The organism is Anaerobacillus sp. 63XJN7_5_ISO-PGPR-S23-430 (assembly GCF_056173695.1).
The window spans coordinates 2279067-2298730 of sequence record NZ_CM149686.1; the positions used below are offsets into that span (position 1 = coordinate 2279067).

A 19664-nucleotide genomic window follows, 5' to 3' on the forward strand; every position below is an offset into this window, starting at 1 on the left:
AAGACTTTCAATTTTCAACAGGTTAAACTAGATAAAAAACGCTCTATCTGATTAAACCAGATAGAGCGTTTTTTTCGTTAGTTCACATCAATTGCCCAATTTCCATCACGGAAAATCGCTTCTGTAGATCCATCTTCCTTCACACCATCAATATCGAGTTCTCCAGAACCCATCATAAAATCAACATGAGTTACGCTGTTATTTACCCCATTTTGATCTAATGCTTCATCGTCCATGTTAGCTCCACCTTTTACGCTGCTTGGATAAGCTTTACCCAGAGCAAGATGGCAGGAAGCATTCTCATCATACAGGGTATTAAAGAAAATAAGTCCTGATTGAGAGATAGGAGATTGATGTGGCACAATGGCGACTTCACCGAGTCGACGAGAGCCTTCATCCATGTTCAATAAATTCTCAAGGGTTTCATATCCTTCTTTTGCAGAGAAGTCTACCACTTTACCTTCTTTAAAAGTAAGTGAGAAATCATTGATTAAGTTACCACCATAGCTTAGTGGCTTTGTACTTGAAACGGTACCATTCACGCCATATTTGTGCGGTAATGTAAACACTTCTTCTGTTGGCATGTTGGCATTAAATTCGATGCCCTGCTCAGAAATAGATGAACCACCTTTCCAAATATGCCCTTCAGGCAATTCAATTTCAAGATCCGTCCCTGGAGCCTTATAGACGAGCTTTTTATAATGTCTGTCATTCAATACTTTTCTTGCTTTTGCAAGAGTGGCATTATGTTCATTCCAGGCTGCTACTGGATTTTCTTGATCAACACGAGTAATTTTGAAGATTTGATCCCAGAGCTTTTCAACAGCTTGTTCCTCTGATGAATCAGGGAAGATTTTTTTTGCCCATTCATCATTTGGAATAGCTACAATTGACCACGTAATTTTGTCATTCATCGTGTATTTACGGAAGTTCTTCATCGCTTCTCCGCTCGCTTTATTCGATGCTGAGATACGAGAAGATTCAATTCCTTTTAGTAGATCAGGGTTTGTAGAGCGGATTGATAGTATCGCTGCCCCTTCACTTGCGAAATGATCAAACATTTTCACACGCCATTCTGGTACGTTTTCAAGCACATCCTGGGCTGCGTTTTCATACCATAAACGGTCAAGATCATCATCGCTCCAATTGATATGTACAGTCTTAGCGCCTATTTCGTAGGCTTTTTTTACGACGATTCGTGCGAAATCAGCTCCTTCAATAGAAGCGTTTACAACTAGCATTTGTTCATTTTGTAAATTAACTCCTCGTTTAAGAGCAAGTTCTGCATACTTTTCTAACATGATTTTTTCTGGCAACATGCATTCCTCCTTAGTATCGAAACGACTACTAAAATTTTAACAAAAGAGAAGCTTTCTGTCCTCTTAATCGCAATGATTTGTTTAGACTAATAGAAAGAAGTGTGAAAAATGACAAAATCGAATGAAAGTATAAATAGTGAGTGTCAATGCGACAATACAATAACAGTATTTGGAACGGGTGAAGTGAGTGCAACTCCTAATATCGCCACTATCATTACAGGTGCTACCACAACTTCTAAGCAGGTTACGGAAGCTCAAGAAGAAAACGCAGAAATAATCGCTGCGATTGTATCGTCTTTGCGATCAATCGGTATACCGACAGAAAGCATTCAAACGTCTGATTACAGGATCGAAGAAAACGTCCGGTATGAAGACAACACTAAAATCTTTCTCGGATACAAAGTTACACACTTACTGACAGTTACAGTTGAGCCAGTGAAGAAAGCAGGAGCAGTCATTGACGTTGCGGTAAATTCTGGCGCAAATGTCGTCTCAGATATTCGTTTTGAGATAAAAGAACCTGATATTTACTATCAGAAAGCGTTACGTGCCGCTATGGAAAAAGCCAATCAAAAAGCTCAAACAATCGCTCAGTCTTTCCACATCTCTCTACCAAATACACCACACCAAATCATTGAAACTGGTTCTGTAGCACCATCACCTCGCATGTTTAGCGAAGTTCAAAGTACGCAAATACAACCTGGACAATTAACGATAAGTGCGCAGGTGACATTAATTTTACTTCTTACCTCATAAGAAAAGGGCGTATCAACGCCCTATTTCGTCATCGCATGTTCAACTTTAATGCAGCGATCCATAATCATTTTCATATTATGCTTTTTCCCATATTCATAAGCTTCTTCATTCATTACGCCAAGCTGTGCCCAGAAAACGTCCGCACCAATTTCCACGGTTTCTTTCATAATATCAGGAAGAAATTCGCTTCTTCTAAATACATTCACGATGTCTACGTGACCTTTAATATCTTTCAATGAATCTACCGCTTTTATGCCGAGCGCTTCATCAATTGTTGGATTAACCGGGATGATTTCATAACCTGCATCCATCATGGCCTGCGAGACCATAAATGAAGTACGTCCTGGATTATTTGATAAACCAACGACGGCAATTCGCTTATTTGTTTTTAGAATCTTGCCGATTTCTTCTCGAGTCGGGTTTTCAATTGCCATGTAGTTCTCCCCTTTGCAATTTATGGTATATCTCTATTATAGAAGATGTATGAGCAGAGAAAAACTATTTCGCTCAAAGCTCTTGTGAGAGCCAAGACATCTCTTTTATTACAAGCTCAGGGCAGTCATAAGGAATATTATGCCCCGATCCTTTTGCCTTTATGTATCGTAAACCAGTAGCGAGTTTCGCTTGTTCGAAATTCAGTTCCTTCCAAATTTGCTCCAAAGTGACAGCTTCATTTGCAGGAGTCCCTGCTTTTATCTGCTGTTTGGAAGCATGTTCTCCATCTCTTCCAATGACAGTAAGAGGAAGATTTGGGAAATTCGATTTCTCTAATTGATTGGCACTAGAAACCATGTTGCGAATCTCGCTTCCGACAGCACGATACAAATCAGGACATGTATTATAATCGAACAAACCAGTTTGAATATCATCCTCCCATCTACGGAATAGTTCCGGCAACTCTGGTTGAAGTTCTGCGATCAATTCTTCTTTCGTCATTTTTGCGTAATTGGTCTATTTCTTTTAACCTGCTCTAGATTTACATATTTTGTTTATTAATAGTCTCGCTTCTGTTTTATCTATTTGTTATAATTTTCTTAATTAACTGAAGGGAGATTTCAATATGTCAAAAATCCTACGATTAATCTCATCAAACGGGAGGGACGTATAACGAAAATCTAACTGTACCCCTCCTATCTTTCTATTGTCGGAACTTATATTGAAAGTTGGAGGAACATGTCATCTCATTCAACACGAAATCTTACCCTTTTATTCTGGGTGAACTTTTTTGGTACCATCAGTTTTTTGCAACCGGTTCTTACGCTTTTTTATGTAAAAAACGGCTTAAACGAAGCTGATATCCTCATCATCTTGATGTGCTGGAGCGGCGCTGTCTTCATCGGTGAAATCCCAACTGGAGTTTTCGCGGATGCATATGGAGCTAGAAATGCATTTCTAATAGGAGCCATCATCAAGATAAGCAGTATAGGTATTCTTTTAATGGCAGATAGCTTAACAATGTTAATGCTGTTTAGCATCTTAAATGGATTATCGGTCACCTTTTTTTCTGGTGCAGACGAAGCATTAATTTATGAGTCATTAAAGAAAGATAAAAACCATCACAAAATGGATGAAGTCATGGGGAAAATTCAATCAGCGGGATTTATAGCTATGATGATTGCTGTTCTAGTTGGATCATTTCTTGCTAAAGATTTACAGAGCGAACAATTTCAGCTACTTATTCTCTTCAGCCTCATTTCTTATATTATTGAATTCATTCTCTTGTTATTCATCCGTGAACCATCAGGCAAAGTAGAAGTTAAAGGGACATCTTTACAAAATGTAATTGAAGGGATTCAGGTGATTAAGAAAGCACCTCAACTGTTATTCCTGTTCCTCAACCTCACGCTCGTCTTTATTCCTACCGTGGCGGTGTTTCAAAAATTTGATCAGCCATTGATGATTAATGCTGGTCTGCCTGTCTACATCATTGGGCCTATTTATGCTGTTGGTGCATTACTTGCATTCTTTTCATCTAGAAGTATCAATATGCTTCATAGGAATTTCTCTTATAAGGTGCTTATGTACTTTTCTGGTTTTCTTTCAGCATGCGGGTTAGTCGTCGCTGCAATTTTTCAAAATCAGCTCTGGGTTATTTTGTTTGTAGTCTTGTTTCTAAGATGGGTAGGCGCCATTAGATACCCGATTTATTCCAAGTTGAGCAATGACCTCATCCCTTCTCACATAAGAGCAACTACGATCTCTTTGCTATCCATATTAGATTCTGTATTTGATTTAGTTGTCTTTACCTTATTAACTTTGTTTGCAACGAGCGGCATTCAGGGTATTCTCATCGGATCTGCTATTGTCGCACTGATAGGATCAACTCTTCCAATTCAAATCAACAAAAGGCGAGCAAAACTGGGATCCAGTCTAATGAATCGGTAAATAAATTTCCAGAATGATTTGCAATTTATAAGAGGCGGTGCTATTATATATTTAAACCATTTTACTATTAATATATTTAGGATTTAAATTAGCTGTAGCTTCGAAAGAGGGTAACAAAGTTAAATCCTCTTAAAAAGCTGCAGTTTTTTAATGTAAACGTATTACAATGGTAAATGGTGAATTTTAAATTATGTACGATGAGGTACATTAGGAGGCAATTTTTTATGCAAAACGGTAAAGTAAAATGGTTCAACGCTGAAAAAGGTTTCGGTTTCATCGAAGTTGAAGGTGGAGACGACGTATTCGTACACTTCTCTGCAATCAATGGTGAAGGTTTCAAAACACTTGACGAAGGCCAAGAAGTTAACTTCGAAATCGTAGAAGGTAACCGCGGACCACAAGCAGCTAACGTAACAAAAGCATAAATCGCTTTACAAGCCCCAGACGATCTTTCGTCCGGGGCTTGTTTATTTTCTATAAATGATTAGCTTTAATCCTTTATTAGACCAATCATCCAATACATGATGCACAGACTGACATTGATAAGGATGGAACATCGTTTGACCATTTTTATTTAACAAAACCCTCTCATTAATCGCATAACAGCCATGAACAGGCGTGTCATTGTTGAACCACACAAATACATCCTCAGAATTCACGGTATTTCGACTGCTCACTTTTTTATATCCATACGATTCTAAAGAGGAAAGAAACTCATCGCCCACTACCCACGATTGTGCTAAGTGTTTTCTTCGAACAGCTTCCTTTTCAAGATTCATCAATGTAAAAGCAAAACAATTCGGTCCGTTGCATCCCGTAAAGGTATTAATCAAGGCTGAATTTGTTGTTACTTCTTCGTTTGTTTGTATCGAAACAGATGCAGATGAAATAAAACTTTTTGAGATGCTTTCTAGTAGCTTAAACCTAAAGGAAATAGGTAGCAGGTTCCAACTCCAACCTTGAAACACTACGATTTCTTCTCCTTCATAGTTTAGTGAAATTTCCTCCAAAATGGCTAAAGCACTCGGTTCAGGATTAATCTCTAAGAGCTCCCGAAATCTAAAATGAAAACCACGTCCATTTTCTACTTGGTCGAGAAGAAGTTCTATTTGCACGGCTTTATGAAGTGATAAAAATGATCCATTCGATACCTTTGCAATCCACTTGCATTTAGGATGAACATTCCATGTTAAGAAAGACGTTCGCTCATCAAGACTTAATTGGGAGTATCCATCTTCTCTAGAAACAGCTGTGAATTTCTTCGGTTTATTTTCAAAGAATAAGAGATCATAATTAGGTACAAATTTAGCGTCCCATTCTTCAAGAACTTCTTCTGATAATCGGTTATTTTTCACTTGTTTTATTTCCAATTCTCACCCGCCCTTTCAATCAAAGTCTTATCAATTACGTTGCTTATTAGAAGAGAGCTTTTTACTAAGGAGTATTTCGTCATGAATAGGTATGTTTTGATGACCGGTTAATGGAATCTCGGGCTTTACTTGACGAGCTAAATCAACCGCTCCCCTAGCAACATCTTTCATTCTGTATCGCTTTCGCTGATAAAATTTAAGAGCGCTAAGGTTATCGTTGGTTGTGATTACCTTTATTTCTGAACATTCATTCTCGACTGCCACAAGCTCTATTCTCATCAATAATCGACCGCCAATCCCTTCCTTTTCGATCAAACTATCAAGAGAAATAATTTCAACATGATCTTCATACAATCGATAGGTCGCAACACCTATTATCTCTCCAGCTGAATCATAAGCTAAGAATCCATCTAATTCATGTAAATTATACGTTCCGGTAGAGATCACCATTTCTGTGCTGCCCCACAATTGAACAAATAATCGGGACAACGTCTTTCTATTACAATAATTAATGGGCACAATACGGTATCCAGCAAAATCATAAGCCATTAGGGTGCAGTCGTTCCAAGAACCTTCATGCAATTCATGTTTAGGAAGGATACCTAAATTCGCAAAACCTACCTGCTGATAACATCGTATCGCCCTCTTATTCCAGTGCTGTGGATCCATGACTATAAGAGAACCTTTTAAAGTTCTTTCAATATAATACACAACTGATCGAATGAGCTTTTTCCCAATATTTTTATTCCAATATGAGGTTTCCCCGATAAACTGGTCCATGCCATATGACTGATCAGGGAGCTTGATCCCCTCTACCTCTGCTAACAAATAAAACTGTATGTATCCGATCGGAATATCATGAAACAACACAAGGCACCTTACTTCATCGTCTTCTATAAAATAATCTTCCAAAACTTTTTCTCTTGTATATGGCCGGTCTCTTCCTTCGTAATAAGCAAGAACTTGTTGATCTGTTAACCATTTTAATAGAAAGAGCTCATCCCCTTCTTGAAGATAACGAATACTTAACTCATCATGTTGGATAATGAAATTCATTTTTTAACCTCCACCACACGCTTCATTTTACAACTTATGTAAACTCCTAACCCTACTACTATCGGTACTTTTCGCATTAGAGTGAATGCCTGATTGTTGATCATTCAAAAAAAATTAAAAAAATACGCATAAACAGTAATACTTCTCCTCGTTTTAGGGTATACTAGTAAGTTTAGGTTGTATCAATACAAAGATGAGTGTGTTACACTTAGAGGAACTTATTAGAGATGGGACTTGATAAACATATATGGGAAAATACATGATTGACCACCAAAAACAAATTGTCCATAGGACAGCCTACGCTGGTGATGAATGTCATTTACCCGAGACGCCGATCAAAGATCGTTCTGAAGCCAACCATGAAGAAGAACTTCTCGTTTTTCTTAGACAAAAAGGCTATCGCAAATGTGCATCCTGTTTCTTTGGCTCAACTTTTGAAGAACATTATGAATTTGACACTCCTCCAAGATACGTATAAACGTTCATTGACTATATAAAGCAAATAAATTAATAGATAAATTTGTCAAAGACAAGGATCAGCTGATCCCTGTCTTTTTATTTTGGAATAGTTAGATATGATCGTTCATTTCTCAAGTTTAAGGTTGATTAATTTGAAAGAAGCGTTATATATCTGTTTCACCCTTTTATTGTGAGCGTTTTCAAGATATAATGCAATTGGTCGCTCTTTTCTGAACACTTTTTCTATTCAAGAGTTTGTATTTTCATGTTACATAAAAGGGGTTGATATGTTATATTCATAATTATGTTTTTATAAAAATACGTTTTAGTTGATAGAAAATCCGTTGCAAAACGACAGAGGTGACACTACGTGAACAGTACTCATCAAAGAAAAGTAACTTCAGAAGGATTATTAAAATTTATTATCCCATCTCTCATTGGTATTTTCTTATTCATGATTCCCATACCAAATGATGAAGGTGTTACGATTCCAATAGCAAAACTAGCTGGTTGGCTCCAGGGCCTATTTGGGACAGCTATCCCTTTCTCTCTTCCCGCAATTATGACCATTGTTATTACAATTACAGCAGTACTTAGTTTCCTAGCAGTAGTAGCTAAACCTGATTGGATTACGAAGAGTTCATTCCTGACAAGTCTATTACAAGTATCAGGTATTTGGTTGCTTGCTCGTATTCTGGGTATGATTTTCGCGATATTAACACTATTTAAAATTGGTCCAGAATGGGTTTGGTCAGACGCGACTGGAGGATTATTACTAAATGATCTTATTCCTATTCTTTTTTCTGTATTTTTATTTGCGGGGCTTTTCTTACCTCTTCTACTAAACTTCGGTTTGTTAGAATTTTGCGGAACACTTCTTACGAAAATCATGCGTCCGATTTTCACTCTACCAGGTCGTTCTTCAATTGACTGTCTTGCTTCCTGGATGGGCGATGGTACAATCGGTGTTCTTCTAACGAGTAAACAATATGAAGATGGTTATTATACGAAACGAGAAGCAGCCGTCATTGGCACAACATTCTCGGTAGTATCGATCACTTTTAGTATTGTTGTACTTCAACAAATGAAACTTGAGGAATACTTCTTACAATATTATTTAACGATTGTGTTAGCTGGAGTTGTGGCAGCTGTTATTATGCCGAGAATCCCACCCCTCTCGAGGAAACCCGATACTACTTACGAAACAGAAGCAGATGCACCTGATGATACGATACCTGAAGGCAAATCTCGTTTTCAGTGGGGAGTAATCCAAGCAACAAGAACAGCGGTAGATAATCGTGCCTCGAACGTTATCAAAGGCGGATTTCAAAATGTACTCGACATGTGGATGGGCGTTATTCCAATTGTTATGGCGATCGGGACCATTGCTTTAATTATTGCTGAAACAACACCACTATTCAGTTACCTTGGTGCTCCGTTCGTTCCTATTCTAAATTTAATGCAAGTTCCTGAAGCCGCTGAAGCAGCTCAAACTATGGTAATAGGTTTTGCAGATATGTTCTTACCAGCCATAATTGGTGCAGATATCGAAAGCGATCTTACTCGATTTGTTATCGCGAGTCTGTCTGTTACTCAGTTAATTTATATGTCTGAAGTTGGTGGCTTGCTCTTAGGATCAAAAGTTCCTGTACGTTTTATTGACCTATTTATTATTTTCATTGAACGTACGATTATTTCTTTACCTATTATTGTAGTCATGGCACATATTATTTTTTAAATTAGTAAATCCGGGACAAATAGTTCCGGATTTTTTATTTTGTTTCTTGCTATTATTTATATAATTGATACTTTTATAAACCATCTATATATTTTTTATTATAAATACGGTATATGAAATTTTTTGTTTGTGTAAAAAAACAGCGGCATATTAGCCGCTGTTCCCTTATTCTTTATCAAACAAAATAACAATTTTCCCTTTAGCATGATGTGATTCACTTAGTTCGTGTGCTTCCTGAATGCCTTCTTGACTAAATGGGAAACGGTGACCGATCGTCGCTTTAATATGACCATTTTCCATCAATGAAGAAATTTCATTTAACTGTTCTCCATTTGGTTCAAGCCATACATTTCCTGAGCGAATGCCTTTTTCCTTGGCTTTCTCTTTATCAGGCTCTCCTACAATCGAAACCAATCGACCTCCGCCACGGAGAACTGTAAAGCTTTTTTCTTGGATTTCGCCACCCATCGTATCAAGAACTACATCATATTCTTCTAATTCTTCTGAAAAGTCCTCTTCACGATAATTAATAACTCGATCTGCTCCAAGTGACTTTAGATAGGCTTCGTTTTTGCCACTCGCTGTTGTCGCAACATATGCCCCTTTGTGTTTTGCAAGCTGGATGGCAAAACTACCGACACCACCGGACCCAGCATGAATTAACACCTTTTCATCTTTTTGAAGATCAGCGAAATCAATTAAGCACTGCCATGCGGTTAAACCTACAAGCGGAACCGATGCTGCTTCTTCATAAGAAATATTATCTGGAATGAAGGCAAGCAAATGATCATCTACCACGACTTCTTCTGCATATGTACCATTTGCAGTTGTTGCTGGCCTTGCAAATACTCGATCTCCTTCTTTGAAACCTTCTACGGCTGAGCCTACTTCTTTTATGACACCTGCAATATCCCAACCAAGGATAATTGGAAATTGAAAAGGTAGCATTTCTTTCAAGTAGCCTTCCCTCAATTTCCAATCAATTGGATTGATCGACGTTGCATAACTCTCAACAACAACCTGGTTTTCTCCTGGAGAAGGTGAGGCTACCTCTTTTTCAACTAACTGATCTTTTCCTCCATACTGTTCAATAACAACTGCTTTCATAGTAGAAAACTCCTCTCAATCATTGATTCTCTACTATGTTCCCGTTATATCCCTCATTCTAAACAGACTAACTTTCAATACGACCGAATTTTGACAGTGTTATTAAGTTCTGAACTGTTAAAAATCCCTGCCATTCTTTTTTTGCGCCTTCCCAACTGTCTTCGTATTGTCCCCATGACCAACTTGGTTCCCAACTGCCATTAGAAAGTTGTTTTTGAATTAAATAATCCAAATTCACTTGAAGCTCTTGATTGAGCTCTTTAGCAAAAGGAGATTGATCAGACTCAACAAGAACAACGGGTTGTACACCATAATGATCCCATTTTTCAGGACGTTCTATGATATATGGCAATTTCTGCTTAATTTTCTCGTGAATTTTTTTGTTAATCTCACCACCAGCTAACTGAGCTAAACGAAGATAGCACTGTACCTCATGAATTTCGTATTCATTTAGGCTATCCAGGTGATTCATCACTTTAGCCAATGATTCTGAAGTGATCGAATAATTACTCCCATAGTGTAAAAAATACCCTACAATTTCTGCATCGGGATTGGCAGAATAAGCGACATCTCCTTCCGTTACCTTCCACCACGGAGCGTGTGGCACTGAATTCACTGAATGAGGTACAGCTTGCCAACTCTGCTTTTCAACTTGATATGTACTTCTCAAATAGTGAAGACCATCCTTAACAAACGGGTGATCAGAATCGAGGTCAAGCTGAGTCATGTATTGAAAAGCAACTGAGGTTGCCATAGGAGAAGACTCTTTCAGGCGAAAATCAGGTTCAAGATTGTTCCCAAATCCCCCATCTTTATTTCGGAATTCTTCCAGTTCTTTCAGCACACTTTCTTTGTCGCCATTTCCTTTCCAAAAAGCAAAATACTCTCGATCAACCGGCCTCGCATGATTACGAACAAAGGAACACGCTGCTTCAAAACGTTCTTGTGATAATATCTTCACATTAATCAACCCTTTCTACTTTTTCGGTCACTTATAGCTAATTTCTGGACAACGTTGTCATTTCCTTTTATCCCTACTTGAATTTATTTGTAAGAATAAGTAGAGTGTTATTAGAAAGAAGATTTCGACAAGGAGGATACTTATGAATATTATAATTTTTGGTGCTGGTGCACTTGGTACATATTTCGGGTCAAGATGGTCTGAAACTGGTGAAAACGTCTCCTTTTATGTTCGTGAAGGAAGAAAAGCGCAAATTGAACAAGAAGGGCTACAAATAATAAGTGTAAAAGGTAATACGAAGGTGCGCTCTCCTAAACTCATCACAAATGCGTCTGAAGTATCTTCCGTTGACCTTGTTCTTCTGGGCGTTAAAGGGTATCATCTTGAAGATAGTCTTCCAGTTCTCAAGGAGCTTGTTGCGAAAGGAGCAAAGGTTCTTCCTATACTAAATGGAATTGAACATATTTCCATCCTCAAAGATGAACTCGGGGAAGAAGCAGTACTCGGTGGATTATCGTACATTATTGCTACTCTTGATGACCATGGACACGTACAACACACGAGTGAACTACATGAACTAATCTTCGGTCCGCTCCACCCTTCTCAAGAAGAAATCTGTGCTTCATTAAGCAAAATAAATGAGCATGCGAATTTTAATTCTCAATTAACTTCAAACATCGAAGAAGAGATGTGGAAAAAGTATATGTTCATTTCAGCGATGTCTGGTGTAACTACGGCTGGAGATTTTCACACGGGCATCATAAGAGATGTACCCGAAACCCTCAAACTAGTTGAAAATGTGATGAGTGAGATCAGAACACTTGCATCACAGTATGACATACACATCAATCAAGAAGATATTGATCGCCGCATGAAGTCATTCCAATCCCTTCCTTACGAAGCGACTTCCTCCATGCATCAAGATAAAAGAAAAAAGAACAAGCTAGAAGTCGAGCATCTTCAAGGAGGGGCACTTCGTCTTGCTGAGCAGGTGCAGATGAAACTTCCTTATACAGAGACGCTATATCGTTTAATGAAACCGTACGAAAACCAAATGAAATAAAACAGCATAAGAAAAAGCGAGGATTCACCCTCGCTTTTTTCTTATGCTTTTACTTTTGCTTCTGAGGAAAATAATTTCTTTGGATTTTCTTCAAACAAAATCGTCAACGTTTCGTCAGATATTCCAGCTGCCTTCAATTTAGGAATGATTTCTTCAAAAATATACGCTGGTTGCCAATTAGCCATGATTTTTTCCACTGCCTCTGGAAGAACTGGTGGGCGGCCCATCCAATAGTTTACGGTATCATGTGAGAGCATGACTTGGTTTTCAAATCCGCTATTCAATAACCCAATTAATGTAATAAGACGTTCTTTATCATAAGGAGCCCCAACGAGTCCCTGTATGCCAAAGCGGTCAAAACCGATATTTACCCCCATTTCTAATGTCTTCAAATGATAAGCAGCATCTGTATTTCCACACATATGACCAATGATGATGGATTGTGGGTGGACACCTTCTTCAATCAAAAGCTGTGCTTGCTCTGGCCCCATTGTTCCCTCTTGTGTATGCGTTAAAATTGAAATGCCCGTTTCTTTATGAACACGTGCAGCGGCTTTAAAAAACATCATTTCATAATCTGTGATTTGATCTTTACTAGAGGCTAGTTTAATAACCCCTGGTTTAATTCCAGTTGTTCCAATCCCATCCGAAATTTCCTTGCTAAACATCTCATAAATATCTTCTTCTGCCGTTCCAAGACCCTGTCTAAATTTGAAATAAGGGGTCGCACCTTCCCCTTCATAGTAGTATCCGGTCGCACAAATTATTTGTAGTCCTGTTTCAGTTGATATTGTTCGAAGAAGTTCCGGATTTCTACCACACTCGTTCGGCGTAGGATCCACTACCGTTTTCACACCGTGTGCCATGACACTTTCGGCAACTGATATACCTACCTGAAGTGCTTCTTGAAAATCAAATGCGCCAAGAGAAACATCCCCACTAAAACCTGGATAACCAAATGCAAAATGCTCATGAACTAGCGTTTTCCCGAGCTGATCTACCGGAATTGGACCCGTCACTGTTTCTACTGTTTTCCCCATATTATTTCACTCCTTCTGCTTTTTGGCGCTCGTTATCCTGGAGTTTTCTCCATAAAATCTTTCCACTACTCGTAGTTGGAAATGCATCCATAAACTCAATCATTCTTGGATATTTATAAGCTGCCATTTGTTCTTTTGACCATTCGATAATCTCTTCTTCCGTGACTTTTCCTTTATCACCCTCATTTAGAATGACAAAAGCTTTAACTGTTTCACCTCGACGAGGATCAGGAACACCGACAACGCAAGCTTGCTGAACAGCTGGGTGCTTATATAAGATTGACTCGACTTCTGTTGGCCACACTTTAAAGCCCGAAGCATTGACCATTCGCTTTACGCGATCAATCATAAAAAAGTATCCTTCTTCATCATAGCGTCCTATATCACCCGTTCGGAAGAAAGACTTCCCATCAAGGTCTATAAACGAATTGCGATTTTCATCCTCTCGATTATAGTATCCATCAAACACTTGTGGGCCGTTCACTACGATTTCACCTGGCTCACCTGGTCCAAGCTCTTTCATTGTATTAGGATCGATTACACGAGCATCCACGTCGAATGAAGGAACGCCTAAGCATTGAAGTTTTGGAAAATCAGGTGGATTGAAATGAGTGTGAGATATCGTTTCAGATAAACCATACCCTTCTATAAATCGTAAGCCTGTTAAGTTATATAATTTCTCCCCAACAGCTGCTGGTAATGGAGCACCGCCCCCAGCTAGTATTTTTAGGGATGAAATTGAATAGTTTGGTAGATTAGGGTTTGATAGAAAATCAATTAGCATTGTACTAATATTAACCCAGTTAGCAACCTCATATTTTTCAATGTATTTAGCAGCCAAATCCCGATCCCAACGTGTCATGACTACCATTGGAGCCCCGCTATAAATGGGGGCATGCATGCTGTGAAGCATACCTGTCACATGAAATAAAGGTAGCGTTACAAGATGCATGCCATCTGCTGTGATATTCATCCATTGAGATGCTCCTACAGCATTTGCTTGAAGCGTGCGGTTTGGATGAATGCATCCTTTTGGAAGACCCGTTGTACCAGATGTATAAGGCATGACCGCAACGTCATGAATAGATCTTACATATTCTCCGGGTGAATGTTGGTGATTGACGGCATCTTCCCACGTATAACGATTCGGCTTGTCCACTCTTTTAGCTTCTAGTGAAACTTCTGCTGGTATATCGCTTTCGTTACCGGCATAGTGAGAATAAGCTGCCGTGATAACATTAGTAAGTGTGGTTGACCCTACTAAAGGTTCTACCTTTTCATAGAGCTCCTGACCTACGATTGCGGTTTTAATATCGCAATCCTTAATATAGAAAGAGAGTTCCTCTGCTGTTAACATCGGATTAATGGGAACAACGACAGCATTCGCTCTTAGGATCGCATAATAGGAAATGATAAACTGTGCAGAATTTTGCATGAAAAGAAGAACGTTTTCACCCTCAGTGACCTTCAGCTGCTCAAGAAAAGCAGCCGTACGATCAACTTCCGCTAGTAGCTCTTTGTATGTTAGTGTTGCTCCGTAATAAATTATTGCTTCTTTATTCGGATATCTTTTGGCAGAAACAGCGAGGTTATCATAGATAGTCGTTTCAGGAACGGTAAGTGAATATGGTACTCGTTTAGGCCAGAATTTAAAATGATTTGTTTGCATTTTTTCGATCCCCTTTCAAGTCCACTTAATTTTCTATCTTAACTACTTTTCCGTCTTCAACAGCTCCGATAGCTGGTTTCCAGTCAAATGCACCACCGTTATAAATGCCAGTTAAATGCCAAACCATTTGCTCGTCGGGAAGTGATTGAACGCCTGCATCCATGCTTTCCATGATTTTGGCTGGATCGTCAACTGACCCGGCTTCTTTCATCGCATTTACGATGACATGCATCGCTTGATAGTTAAATGCACCTTCAGCAGTAGGAATCCGCTCGAATCGTTCTTTGTATTGACTAATAAAATTCTCTGCCCCTGGAGCATCACTATCAATAATTGGAAGAGCACCTATCGTACCTTCTAACTGATCAAGCCCGCCTAGTACAGGCTCAATTTCTTCAATTTTTGACTGATCCATCAGCATGAAACCGCCTTCAAAACCAAGCTCTCTTGCTTGTTTAATCACGAGCGCTGTAGGCTGCGAAGGTCCTCCTACAAACATTACGTCAGGATTGTTGCTTAATGCTTTTGTAACGATAGAGAAGAAATCGGTATCCTTACTAAAATCAATAGAGCCTTCAAATACAACTTCTCCGCCATTTTCTTCCCATACCGGCTTTAATGCTTCTGTCCAATCTTTACCGTATTGAGAGGAAGTAGGCAGAAGAGCTATTTTCTTTCCAAATCGCTCCATTTGATAGTCTGTAAAAGGCTCAGGATAAGCATTGTAAGCTGGCGGAATCCCTAATGTCAGCGAATTATTTTGTTCCATAATTTTCGGTTCACTCGTATAGCCTGCAATAAGAAAGTCTTCTTGTTCGTTAAATACTTGAGTAGCGAATACGCCTCCACTATGAGGAACGAAAATAATTGGTGTATCATTTTCTTGTACAAGTCTTCTCGCATTTGTACCTGTTTCATTCGGTAGATATTGATCGTCTAGTGTCACAAGGTTAATGCCATATTGTTTGCCATTCACTTCGAAACCTTCTTGATTAATCTCATCTACGGCCATTTCTAATCCGCTCAACGTATTTTCCCCATAATATGCTGCAGGTCCACTTAGTGGGCCACTAAACCCAATGTTGACCGTGTTCTCTGCAGAAGATGTTGCATCTGCATTTGTACTAGTGTCTTTTGATTTATTTTCATTAGAAGATCCTTCTGAATTACTGGAGTTACTAACGGACCCCGCCGCACAACCGCCCACAACCATCAGTCCAATTAACACCATCATGAATACAAAAAGCTTCATCCCAATTTTCATCGTTATCCCCCTATACTAATCGATTCCAATTATGCTCCAATATAAGCTTTTCGAATCTCATCATTAGACAAAAGTTCTTCCTTGCTTCCTTCTAGTACAATTTTGCCACTCTCAATGACATAACCCCGATCAGAAATCTGGAGTGCTGCATTTGCATTCTGCTCTGCCAGCAGAATCGTTGTTCCCTGCTCATTGATATCCTCGATAATGTGGAACATTTGCTCAACGATCAATGGTGCTAGACCTAATGATGGTTCATCAAGGAGAAGGACTTTCGGCTTGGCCATTAATGCGCGACCTATGGCAAGCATCTGCTGTTGACCACCACTAAGAGATCCAGCTGCTTGATGGCGCTTATCGTATAAGATAGGAAAAAGAGAATACACCTCCTTTAACTGATTTTCCATTTCCTTTCGATGCTTTCGATGAACATAACTACCCATCTTCAGATTTTCATAGACAGACATTTGTGGAAATAACTTTCTCCCTTCAGGACACTGGACTATGCCTTCCTTCACAAGAGAGTGAGGCGGTTTTCCCGTTACCTTGCGATCCATAAATAGAACATCACCAGATACTGGCTTCATCAAACCACTGATCGTTCTAAATATAGTGCTCTTTCCTGCCCCGTTAGCTCCAAGTAAAACAACCGTTTCTCCTTTGTTAACATTTAAGGAAATCTGGTGAAGAACGTTCGATGCACCGTAGTTGACGTTAATTGTGGATAGCTGGAGCATGCGCTGCACCCCCTAGATAGGCTTGAATCACAGCTTCATTTTGGCGAATTTCCTCTGGTCGCCCTTCTGCAATTTTCTTCCCGTGATTCAAGACCACAATTTGATCAGCTAGACTCATAATCATCGGCATCTTATGCTCAATAAGACAAACCGTAATGCCGTGGTCAGCCATCTTCCTCATTAAATACGCAAGTCCATCTGTTTCATCTGGATTCACTCCGGCAGCTGGTTCATCAAGAAGAACCATTTCGGGATCAGTCGCTAAAGCTAGAGCAAAAGCGAGTCTCTTTTTTTCTTCCTGTGATATAAGGGTTACAGGATGTTCAACAACATGCATCATTTCAACAAACTTTAGCGCTTCTAGTGCCTTTTCGTAGGACTTTTTTTCTTCATCTTTTTCTCTTTTCGTACGGAAAAGCGCATCCCATATTCCGGATTTGGTACGAAGCCTATGGCCGATCAGCACATTATCTAGAACAGTCGATTGCTCAAATAAGTTTGTTGTTTGAAAAGTTCTTCCTATTCCTAGTCTTGCAATTTGCTGTGGAGGTAACTTTGTAATCTCTTTTCCTTTGAAATTAATTCTTCCAGATGTCAGTGGGTGTATCCCACTAATCAAGTTAAAAAAAGTTGACTTCCCGGCGCCGTTAGGTCCAATGATTGCTGTAATGGTCCCTTTTTCTATAGACACATTCACATCTTCAACAGCAGCTAGTCCCCCGAAGCGCTTCGTGATTCCTTCTGTTGAAAAAAACATTATCCTGCCTCCCCTACGTTCCTTTTAACATCACGCTCTTCCTTAGCGGTTTTCACCTTTTTCTGCCGCTTTTTTTGCATATACGCTTGAATACTACCTGTTATTCCACGAGGGTAGTATAAGACTAATAAAACAACTACAGGACCGAAAATGAGCATTCGATACTCTTCAAGAAACTGCAAGGATTGCGTAAGAGAGATGACAATGAGTGTGCCAACAATCGGACCTGCTAGAGTTCCAATCCCTCCCACAAGAAGGTACATCAACATCTCGAACGTAACGGTAATAGCTGAGATTTGTGGGCCGATAAACCGAATAAAAGACGCGTACAAAGCCCCAGATAATCCAGCAAATAATGCTGATAGGGTAAAAGCAAGCAACTGATTTTTCATGATTGAAATACCAATCGTTTTCGCAAGCTCTTCACTATTACGGATCGCAATAAATGTCCTACCAAGTAATGAATGTACGATGCGATAACAAAGAAAAATCGTAAATGATAGAAAAAATAGAGCCAGATAATACTGAGATGTTAACGTATCAAAAGTGATGGGACCGATACTCCCAGGAGCGGGAATTCCAATTAACCCTCGAACTCCTCCAGTTAAACTATCCCATTTATCTATTAGGAGATAGATGATAACGCCTACACACATCGTATAAATTGCAAAGAAATGAGATTTCGTTCGAAGAGCAACCACACCGACAATAGCGCCTGCTATAGAGGTGATCGCGACAGCAAGAAATAAAGCCATCCAATAAGGCATTCCAGCTTTTGTTGTCAGTAATCCAAGTCCATATGCTCCTATTGCAAAAAATCCTGCATGAGCGAGAGATAAATAACCCACATAGCCCGAAATGATGTTAAAACCGTAGACTGCAATGGACCAAATAAACACAAGTGTCAGTAATTGCAGCACATACATATTTGGGAAAACTAGCGGAAAAAGAACAGCAACACACGCTATCAAAAGTAAAAGGGTTCGTTTTGAGAGAACATTTAGCATTACTGAACCCCCTTAGTAAACAACCCGGTCGGCTTGGCTGTGAGAATCACAACGAGTAAGAGAAACGCAATCACATCTTTATAGTCAGAGGATATGTACGTTGCTCCAATGCTCTCCGTTAATCCAAGTAAATAACCTCCAAGTATGGCACCAGGGATACTCCCCATTCCACCAATGATGATGATGACAAATGCTTTCATGATGACGAGGTTTCCCATAGTCGGGAATACGAGATTAATTGGCGAAGCAAGTGAAGCTGCTGCAGCCGCTAAACCACCAGCAATCGCGAACGTGAGCCATGCTACCTGATTTGCATTAATTCCTACTAGAAAGGCCCCTTCTCGATTTTGAGCCATGGCAATAATAGCTGCCCCAATCATTGTTTTGGTTAAGAAAAAATGAAGCGCAAGCATAAGGATCACGGCTGCCACGATAATTAAGAGTCTTTGCAGAGTTACCGTTAAACCGAATAAGTTAACGACAGAACCATATGGGGTGTCCATTCTGTGGTATTCTGTACCCCACATAAATTGACCAAATGCTTCTAGAAAAAGAAGGATACCAATGGCCGCAACCATCATTCTCATCCCATCAGCGCCTTCTAACTTTTTGAAAATAAGCTGTTGCGTCACTACTCCAAGAAGAGCAACGACAGCAATCGATGCAATGATAGCGATCCAATAGTGAAAACCAAAACCTACCATCATCATTAAAGTAACGTAAGCACCCACCATATAAAAAGCACCATGAGCAAAATTGGGAACATGTAAAATACCGAAAACCAGTGTTAAACCAAGGGCGACAAGCGTGTAAACGCTTCCAATTGTAAGTCCGTTAAAAATCTGCTGGAAAAGGAGCTCCATGTTATTCCTCCTCTATTAGATAGGATCCAGACTAAGGGGACGGCGGACTTATGAAGAGGATTCAAGATGTGGGAATTAATCTGGATTGAAGAAATCTTCAATCCAGATTAATA

General features: G+C 39.3%; 20 protein-coding genes. 6 read left to right on the top strand and 14 right to left on the bottom strand.

Features of this window, described 5'->3' with window-relative positions; translation table 11 throughout:
• Window positions 1–77: 77 nt before the first annotated feature.
• Window positions 78–1301, bottom strand: coding sequence for an aminopeptidase (locus AC0VYJ_RS12045; protein WP_475367485.1), 1224 nt, complete (start codon window positions 1299–1301; stop codon window positions 78–80).
• 126 nt (window positions 1302–1427) lie between these two features.
• Here AC0VYJ_RS12045 and AC0VYJ_RS12050 point away from each other — a divergent pair, with 126 nt between their 5' ends.
• Window positions 1428–2075, top strand: a complete 648-nt coding sequence (locus AC0VYJ_RS12050; RefSeq protein WP_475365279.1) for an SIMPL domain-containing protein — start codon at window positions 1428–1430, stop codon at window positions 2073–2075.
• A gap of 20 nt (window positions 2076–2095) precedes the next feature.
• On the opposite strand, the gene AC0VYJ_RS12055 is transcribed toward AC0VYJ_RS12050, so the two are convergent.
• Both AC0VYJ_RS12055 and AC0VYJ_RS12060 read right to left on the bottom strand, forming a co-directional pair.
• On the bottom strand, window positions 2096–2509 hold the full coding sequence (locus tag AC0VYJ_RS12055; RefSeq protein WP_475365280.1) for a CoA-binding protein: 414 nt from the start codon (window positions 2507–2509) through the stop codon (window positions 2096–2098).
• 73 nt (window positions 2510–2582) lie between these two features.
• The gene (locus tag AC0VYJ_RS12060) at window positions 2583–3011 is read right to left on the bottom strand and encodes a hypothetical protein (RefSeq protein ID WP_475365281.1); all 429 of its coding nucleotides are present in this window, start codon (window positions 3009–3011) and stop codon (window positions 2583–2585) included.
• 237 nt (window positions 3012–3248) lie between these two features.
• On the opposite strand from AC0VYJ_RS12060, the gene AC0VYJ_RS12065 reads away from it, so the two are divergent.
• Window positions 3249–4460, top strand: coding sequence for an MFS transporter (locus AC0VYJ_RS12065; protein WP_475365282.1), 1212 nt, complete (start codon window positions 3249–3251; stop codon window positions 4458–4460).
• Between the two features lie 224 nt (window positions 4461–4684).
• Window positions 4685–4885, top strand: a complete 201-nt coding sequence (gene cspD / locus AC0VYJ_RS12070; protein ID WP_048309367.1) for a cold-shock protein CspD — start codon at window positions 4685–4687, stop codon at window positions 4883–4885.
• A gap of 42 nt (window positions 4886–4927) precedes the next feature.
• Here cspD and AC0VYJ_RS12075 read toward each other — a convergent pair whose 3' ends face one another.
• Both AC0VYJ_RS12075 and AC0VYJ_RS12080 read right to left on the bottom strand, forming a co-directional pair.
• Window positions 4928–5830 (bottom strand): hypothetical protein, encoded by a 903-nt coding sequence (locus tag AC0VYJ_RS12075; RefSeq protein ID WP_475365283.1) that lies wholly within the window; start codon window positions 5828–5830, stop codon window positions 4928–4930.
• A 30-nt stretch (window positions 5831–5860) separates the two neighbouring features.
• Window positions 5861–6886, bottom strand: coding sequence for a GNAT family N-acetyltransferase (locus AC0VYJ_RS12080; RefSeq protein WP_475365284.1), 1026 nt, complete (start codon window positions 6884–6886; stop codon window positions 5861–5863).
• Window positions 6887–7145: 259 nt separating this feature from the next.
• Between AC0VYJ_RS12080 and AC0VYJ_RS12085 the strand changes: the two genes are divergently transcribed.
• Both AC0VYJ_RS12085 and AC0VYJ_RS12090 read left to right on the top strand, forming a co-directional pair.
• Window positions 7146–7364 (top strand): hypothetical protein, encoded by a 219-nt coding sequence (locus tag AC0VYJ_RS12085; RefSeq protein WP_430242829.1) that lies wholly within the window; start codon window positions 7146–7148, stop codon window positions 7362–7364.
• Between the two features lie 351 nt (window positions 7365–7715).
• A complete protein-coding gene (locus AC0VYJ_RS12090) occupies window positions 7716–9083 on the top strand; it encodes a YjiH family protein (protein ID WP_475365285.1) in 1368 nt (455 codons plus the stop codon).
• A gap of 165 nt (window positions 9084–9248) precedes the next feature.
• On the opposite strand, the gene AC0VYJ_RS12095 is transcribed toward AC0VYJ_RS12090, so the two are convergent.
• Together AC0VYJ_RS12095 and AC0VYJ_RS12100 are read right to left on the bottom strand one after the other, a co-directional pair.
• Window positions 9249–10190 (bottom strand): NADP-dependent oxidoreductase, encoded by a 942-nt coding sequence (locus AC0VYJ_RS12095; RefSeq protein WP_475365286.1) that lies wholly within the window; start codon window positions 10188–10190, stop codon window positions 9249–9251.
• Between the two features lie 67 nt (window positions 10191–10257).
• Entirely contained in the window at window positions 10258–11151 is an 894-nt protein-coding gene (locus AC0VYJ_RS12100; protein WP_475365287.1) for a hypothetical protein, read from the bottom strand.
• A 142-nt stretch (window positions 11152–11293) separates the two neighbouring features.
• Here AC0VYJ_RS12100 and AC0VYJ_RS12105 point away from each other — a divergent pair, with 142 nt between their 5' ends.
• Window positions 11294–12214: a ketopantoate reductase family protein gene (locus AC0VYJ_RS12105; RefSeq protein ID WP_430242837.1), complete on the top strand. Its 921-nt coding sequence runs from the start codon at window positions 11294–11296 to the stop codon at window positions 12212–12214.
• Window positions 12215–12255: 41 nt separating this feature from the next.
• On the opposite strand, the gene AC0VYJ_RS12110 is transcribed toward AC0VYJ_RS12105, so the two are convergent.
• The 7 genes from AC0VYJ_RS12110 to AC0VYJ_RS12140 are packed head-to-tail and all read right to left on the bottom strand — an operon-like array spanning window position 12256 to window position 19551.
• Entirely contained in the window at window positions 12256–13254 is a 999-nt protein-coding gene (locus AC0VYJ_RS12110; protein WP_430242839.1) for a phosphotriesterase family protein, read from the bottom strand.
• A 1-nt stretch (window position 13255) separates the two neighbouring features.
• On the bottom strand, window positions 13256–14923 hold the full coding sequence (locus AC0VYJ_RS12115; protein ID WP_475365288.1) for a long-chain fatty acid--CoA ligase: 1668 nt from the start codon (window positions 14921–14923) through the stop codon (window positions 13256–13258).
• Between the two features lie 25 nt (window positions 14924–14948).
• Window positions 14949–16187 carry an ABC transporter substrate-binding protein gene (locus AC0VYJ_RS12120; protein ID WP_430242841.1) on the bottom strand — a complete coding sequence of 413 codons (1239 nt, stop codon included), beginning with the start codon at window positions 16185–16187 and terminating at the stop codon, window positions 14949–14951.
• 29 nt (window positions 16188–16216) lie between these two features.
• Window positions 16217–16924, bottom strand: coding sequence for an ABC transporter ATP-binding protein (locus tag AC0VYJ_RS12125; protein WP_194221791.1), 708 nt, complete (start codon window positions 16922–16924; stop codon window positions 16217–16219).
• Window positions 16902–17681, bottom strand: a complete 780-nt coding sequence (locus tag AC0VYJ_RS12130; RefSeq protein ID WP_430242845.1) for an ABC transporter ATP-binding protein — start codon at window positions 17679–17681, stop codon at window positions 16902–16904. Before AC0VYJ_RS12130 ends, AC0VYJ_RS12125 begins: the two co-directional genes overlap by 23 nt.
• Window positions 17681–18688, bottom strand: coding sequence for a branched-chain amino acid ABC transporter permease (locus AC0VYJ_RS12135; protein WP_283154167.1), 1008 nt, complete (start codon window positions 18686–18688; stop codon window positions 17681–17683). The genes AC0VYJ_RS12130 and AC0VYJ_RS12135 overlap by 1 nt, the downstream gene beginning before the upstream one ends.
• Window positions 18688–19551, bottom strand: a complete 864-nt coding sequence (locus AC0VYJ_RS12140) for a branched-chain amino acid ABC transporter permease (protein WP_430242851.1) — start codon at window positions 19549–19551, stop codon at window positions 18688–18690. Before AC0VYJ_RS12140 ends, AC0VYJ_RS12135 begins: the two co-directional genes overlap by 1 nt.
• Between the last annotated feature and the right edge of the window lie 113 nt (window positions 19552–19664).

What these genes read in the sequence shown, in the direction of transcription:
- AC0VYJ_RS12045 (WP_475367485.1), bottom strand. Translation starts at nt 1,301, where the DNA reads ATGTTAGAAAAGTATGCAGAACTTGCTCTTAAACGAGGAGTTAATTTA.
- AC0VYJ_RS12050 (WP_475365279.1), top strand. Translation starts at nt 1,428, where the DNA reads ATGACAAAATCGAATGAAAGTATAAATAGTGAGTGTCAATGCGACAAT.
- AC0VYJ_RS12055 (WP_475365280.1), bottom strand. Translation starts at nt 2,509, where the DNA reads ATGGCAATTGAAAACCCGACTCGAGAAGAAATCGGCAAGATTCTAAAA.
- AC0VYJ_RS12060 (WP_475365281.1), bottom strand. Translation starts at nt 3,011, where the DNA reads ATGACGAAAGAAGAATTGATCGCAGAACTTCAACCAGAGTTGCCGGAA.
- AC0VYJ_RS12065 (WP_475365282.1), top strand. Translation starts at nt 3,249, where the DNA reads ATGTCATCTCATTCAACACGAAATCTTACCCTTTTATTCTGGGTGAAC.
- cspD (WP_048309367.1), top strand. Translation starts at nt 4,685, where the DNA reads ATGCAAAACGGTAAAGTAAAATGGTTCAACGCTGAAAAAGGTTTCGGT.
- AC0VYJ_RS12080 (WP_475365284.1), bottom strand. Translation starts at nt 6,886, where the DNA reads ATGAATTTCATTATCCAACATGATGAGTTAAGTATTCGTTATCTTCAA.
- AC0VYJ_RS12085 (WP_430242829.1), top strand. Translation starts at nt 7,146, where the DNA reads ATGATTGACCACCAAAAACAAATTGTCCATAGGACAGCCTACGCTGGT.
- AC0VYJ_RS12095 (WP_475365286.1), bottom strand. Translation starts at nt 10,190, where the DNA reads ATGAAAGCAGTTGTTATTGAACAGTATGGAGGAAAAGATCAGTTAGTT.
- AC0VYJ_RS12105 (WP_430242837.1), top strand. Translation starts at nt 11,294, where the DNA reads ATGAATATTATAATTTTTGGTGCTGGTGCACTTGGTACATATTTCGGG.
- AC0VYJ_RS12110 (WP_430242839.1), bottom strand. Translation starts at nt 13,254, where the DNA reads ATGGGGAAAACAGTAGAAACAGTGACGGGTCCAATTCCGGTAGATCAG.
- AC0VYJ_RS12115 (WP_475365288.1), bottom strand. Translation starts at nt 14,923, where the DNA reads ATGCAAACAAATCATTTTAAATTCTGGCCTAAACGAGTACCATATTCA.
- AC0VYJ_RS12120 (WP_430242841.1), bottom strand. Translation starts at nt 16,187, where the DNA reads ATGAAAATTGGGATGAAGCTTTTTGTATTCATGATGGTGTTAATTGGA.
- AC0VYJ_RS12125 (WP_194221791.1), bottom strand. Translation starts at nt 16,924, where the DNA reads ATGCTCCAGCTATCCACAATTAACGTCAACTACGGTGCATCGAACGTT.
- AC0VYJ_RS12130 (WP_430242845.1), bottom strand. Translation starts at nt 17,681, where the DNA reads ATGTTTTTTTCAACAGAAGGAATCACGAAGCGCTTCGGGGGACTAGCT.
- AC0VYJ_RS12135 (WP_283154167.1), bottom strand. Translation starts at nt 18,688, where the DNA reads ATGCTAAATGTTCTCTCAAAACGAACCCTTTTACTTTTGATAGCGTGT.
- AC0VYJ_RS12140 (WP_430242851.1), bottom strand. Translation starts at nt 19,551, where the DNA reads ATGGAGCTCCTTTTCCAGCAGATTTTTAACGGACTTACAATTGGAAGC.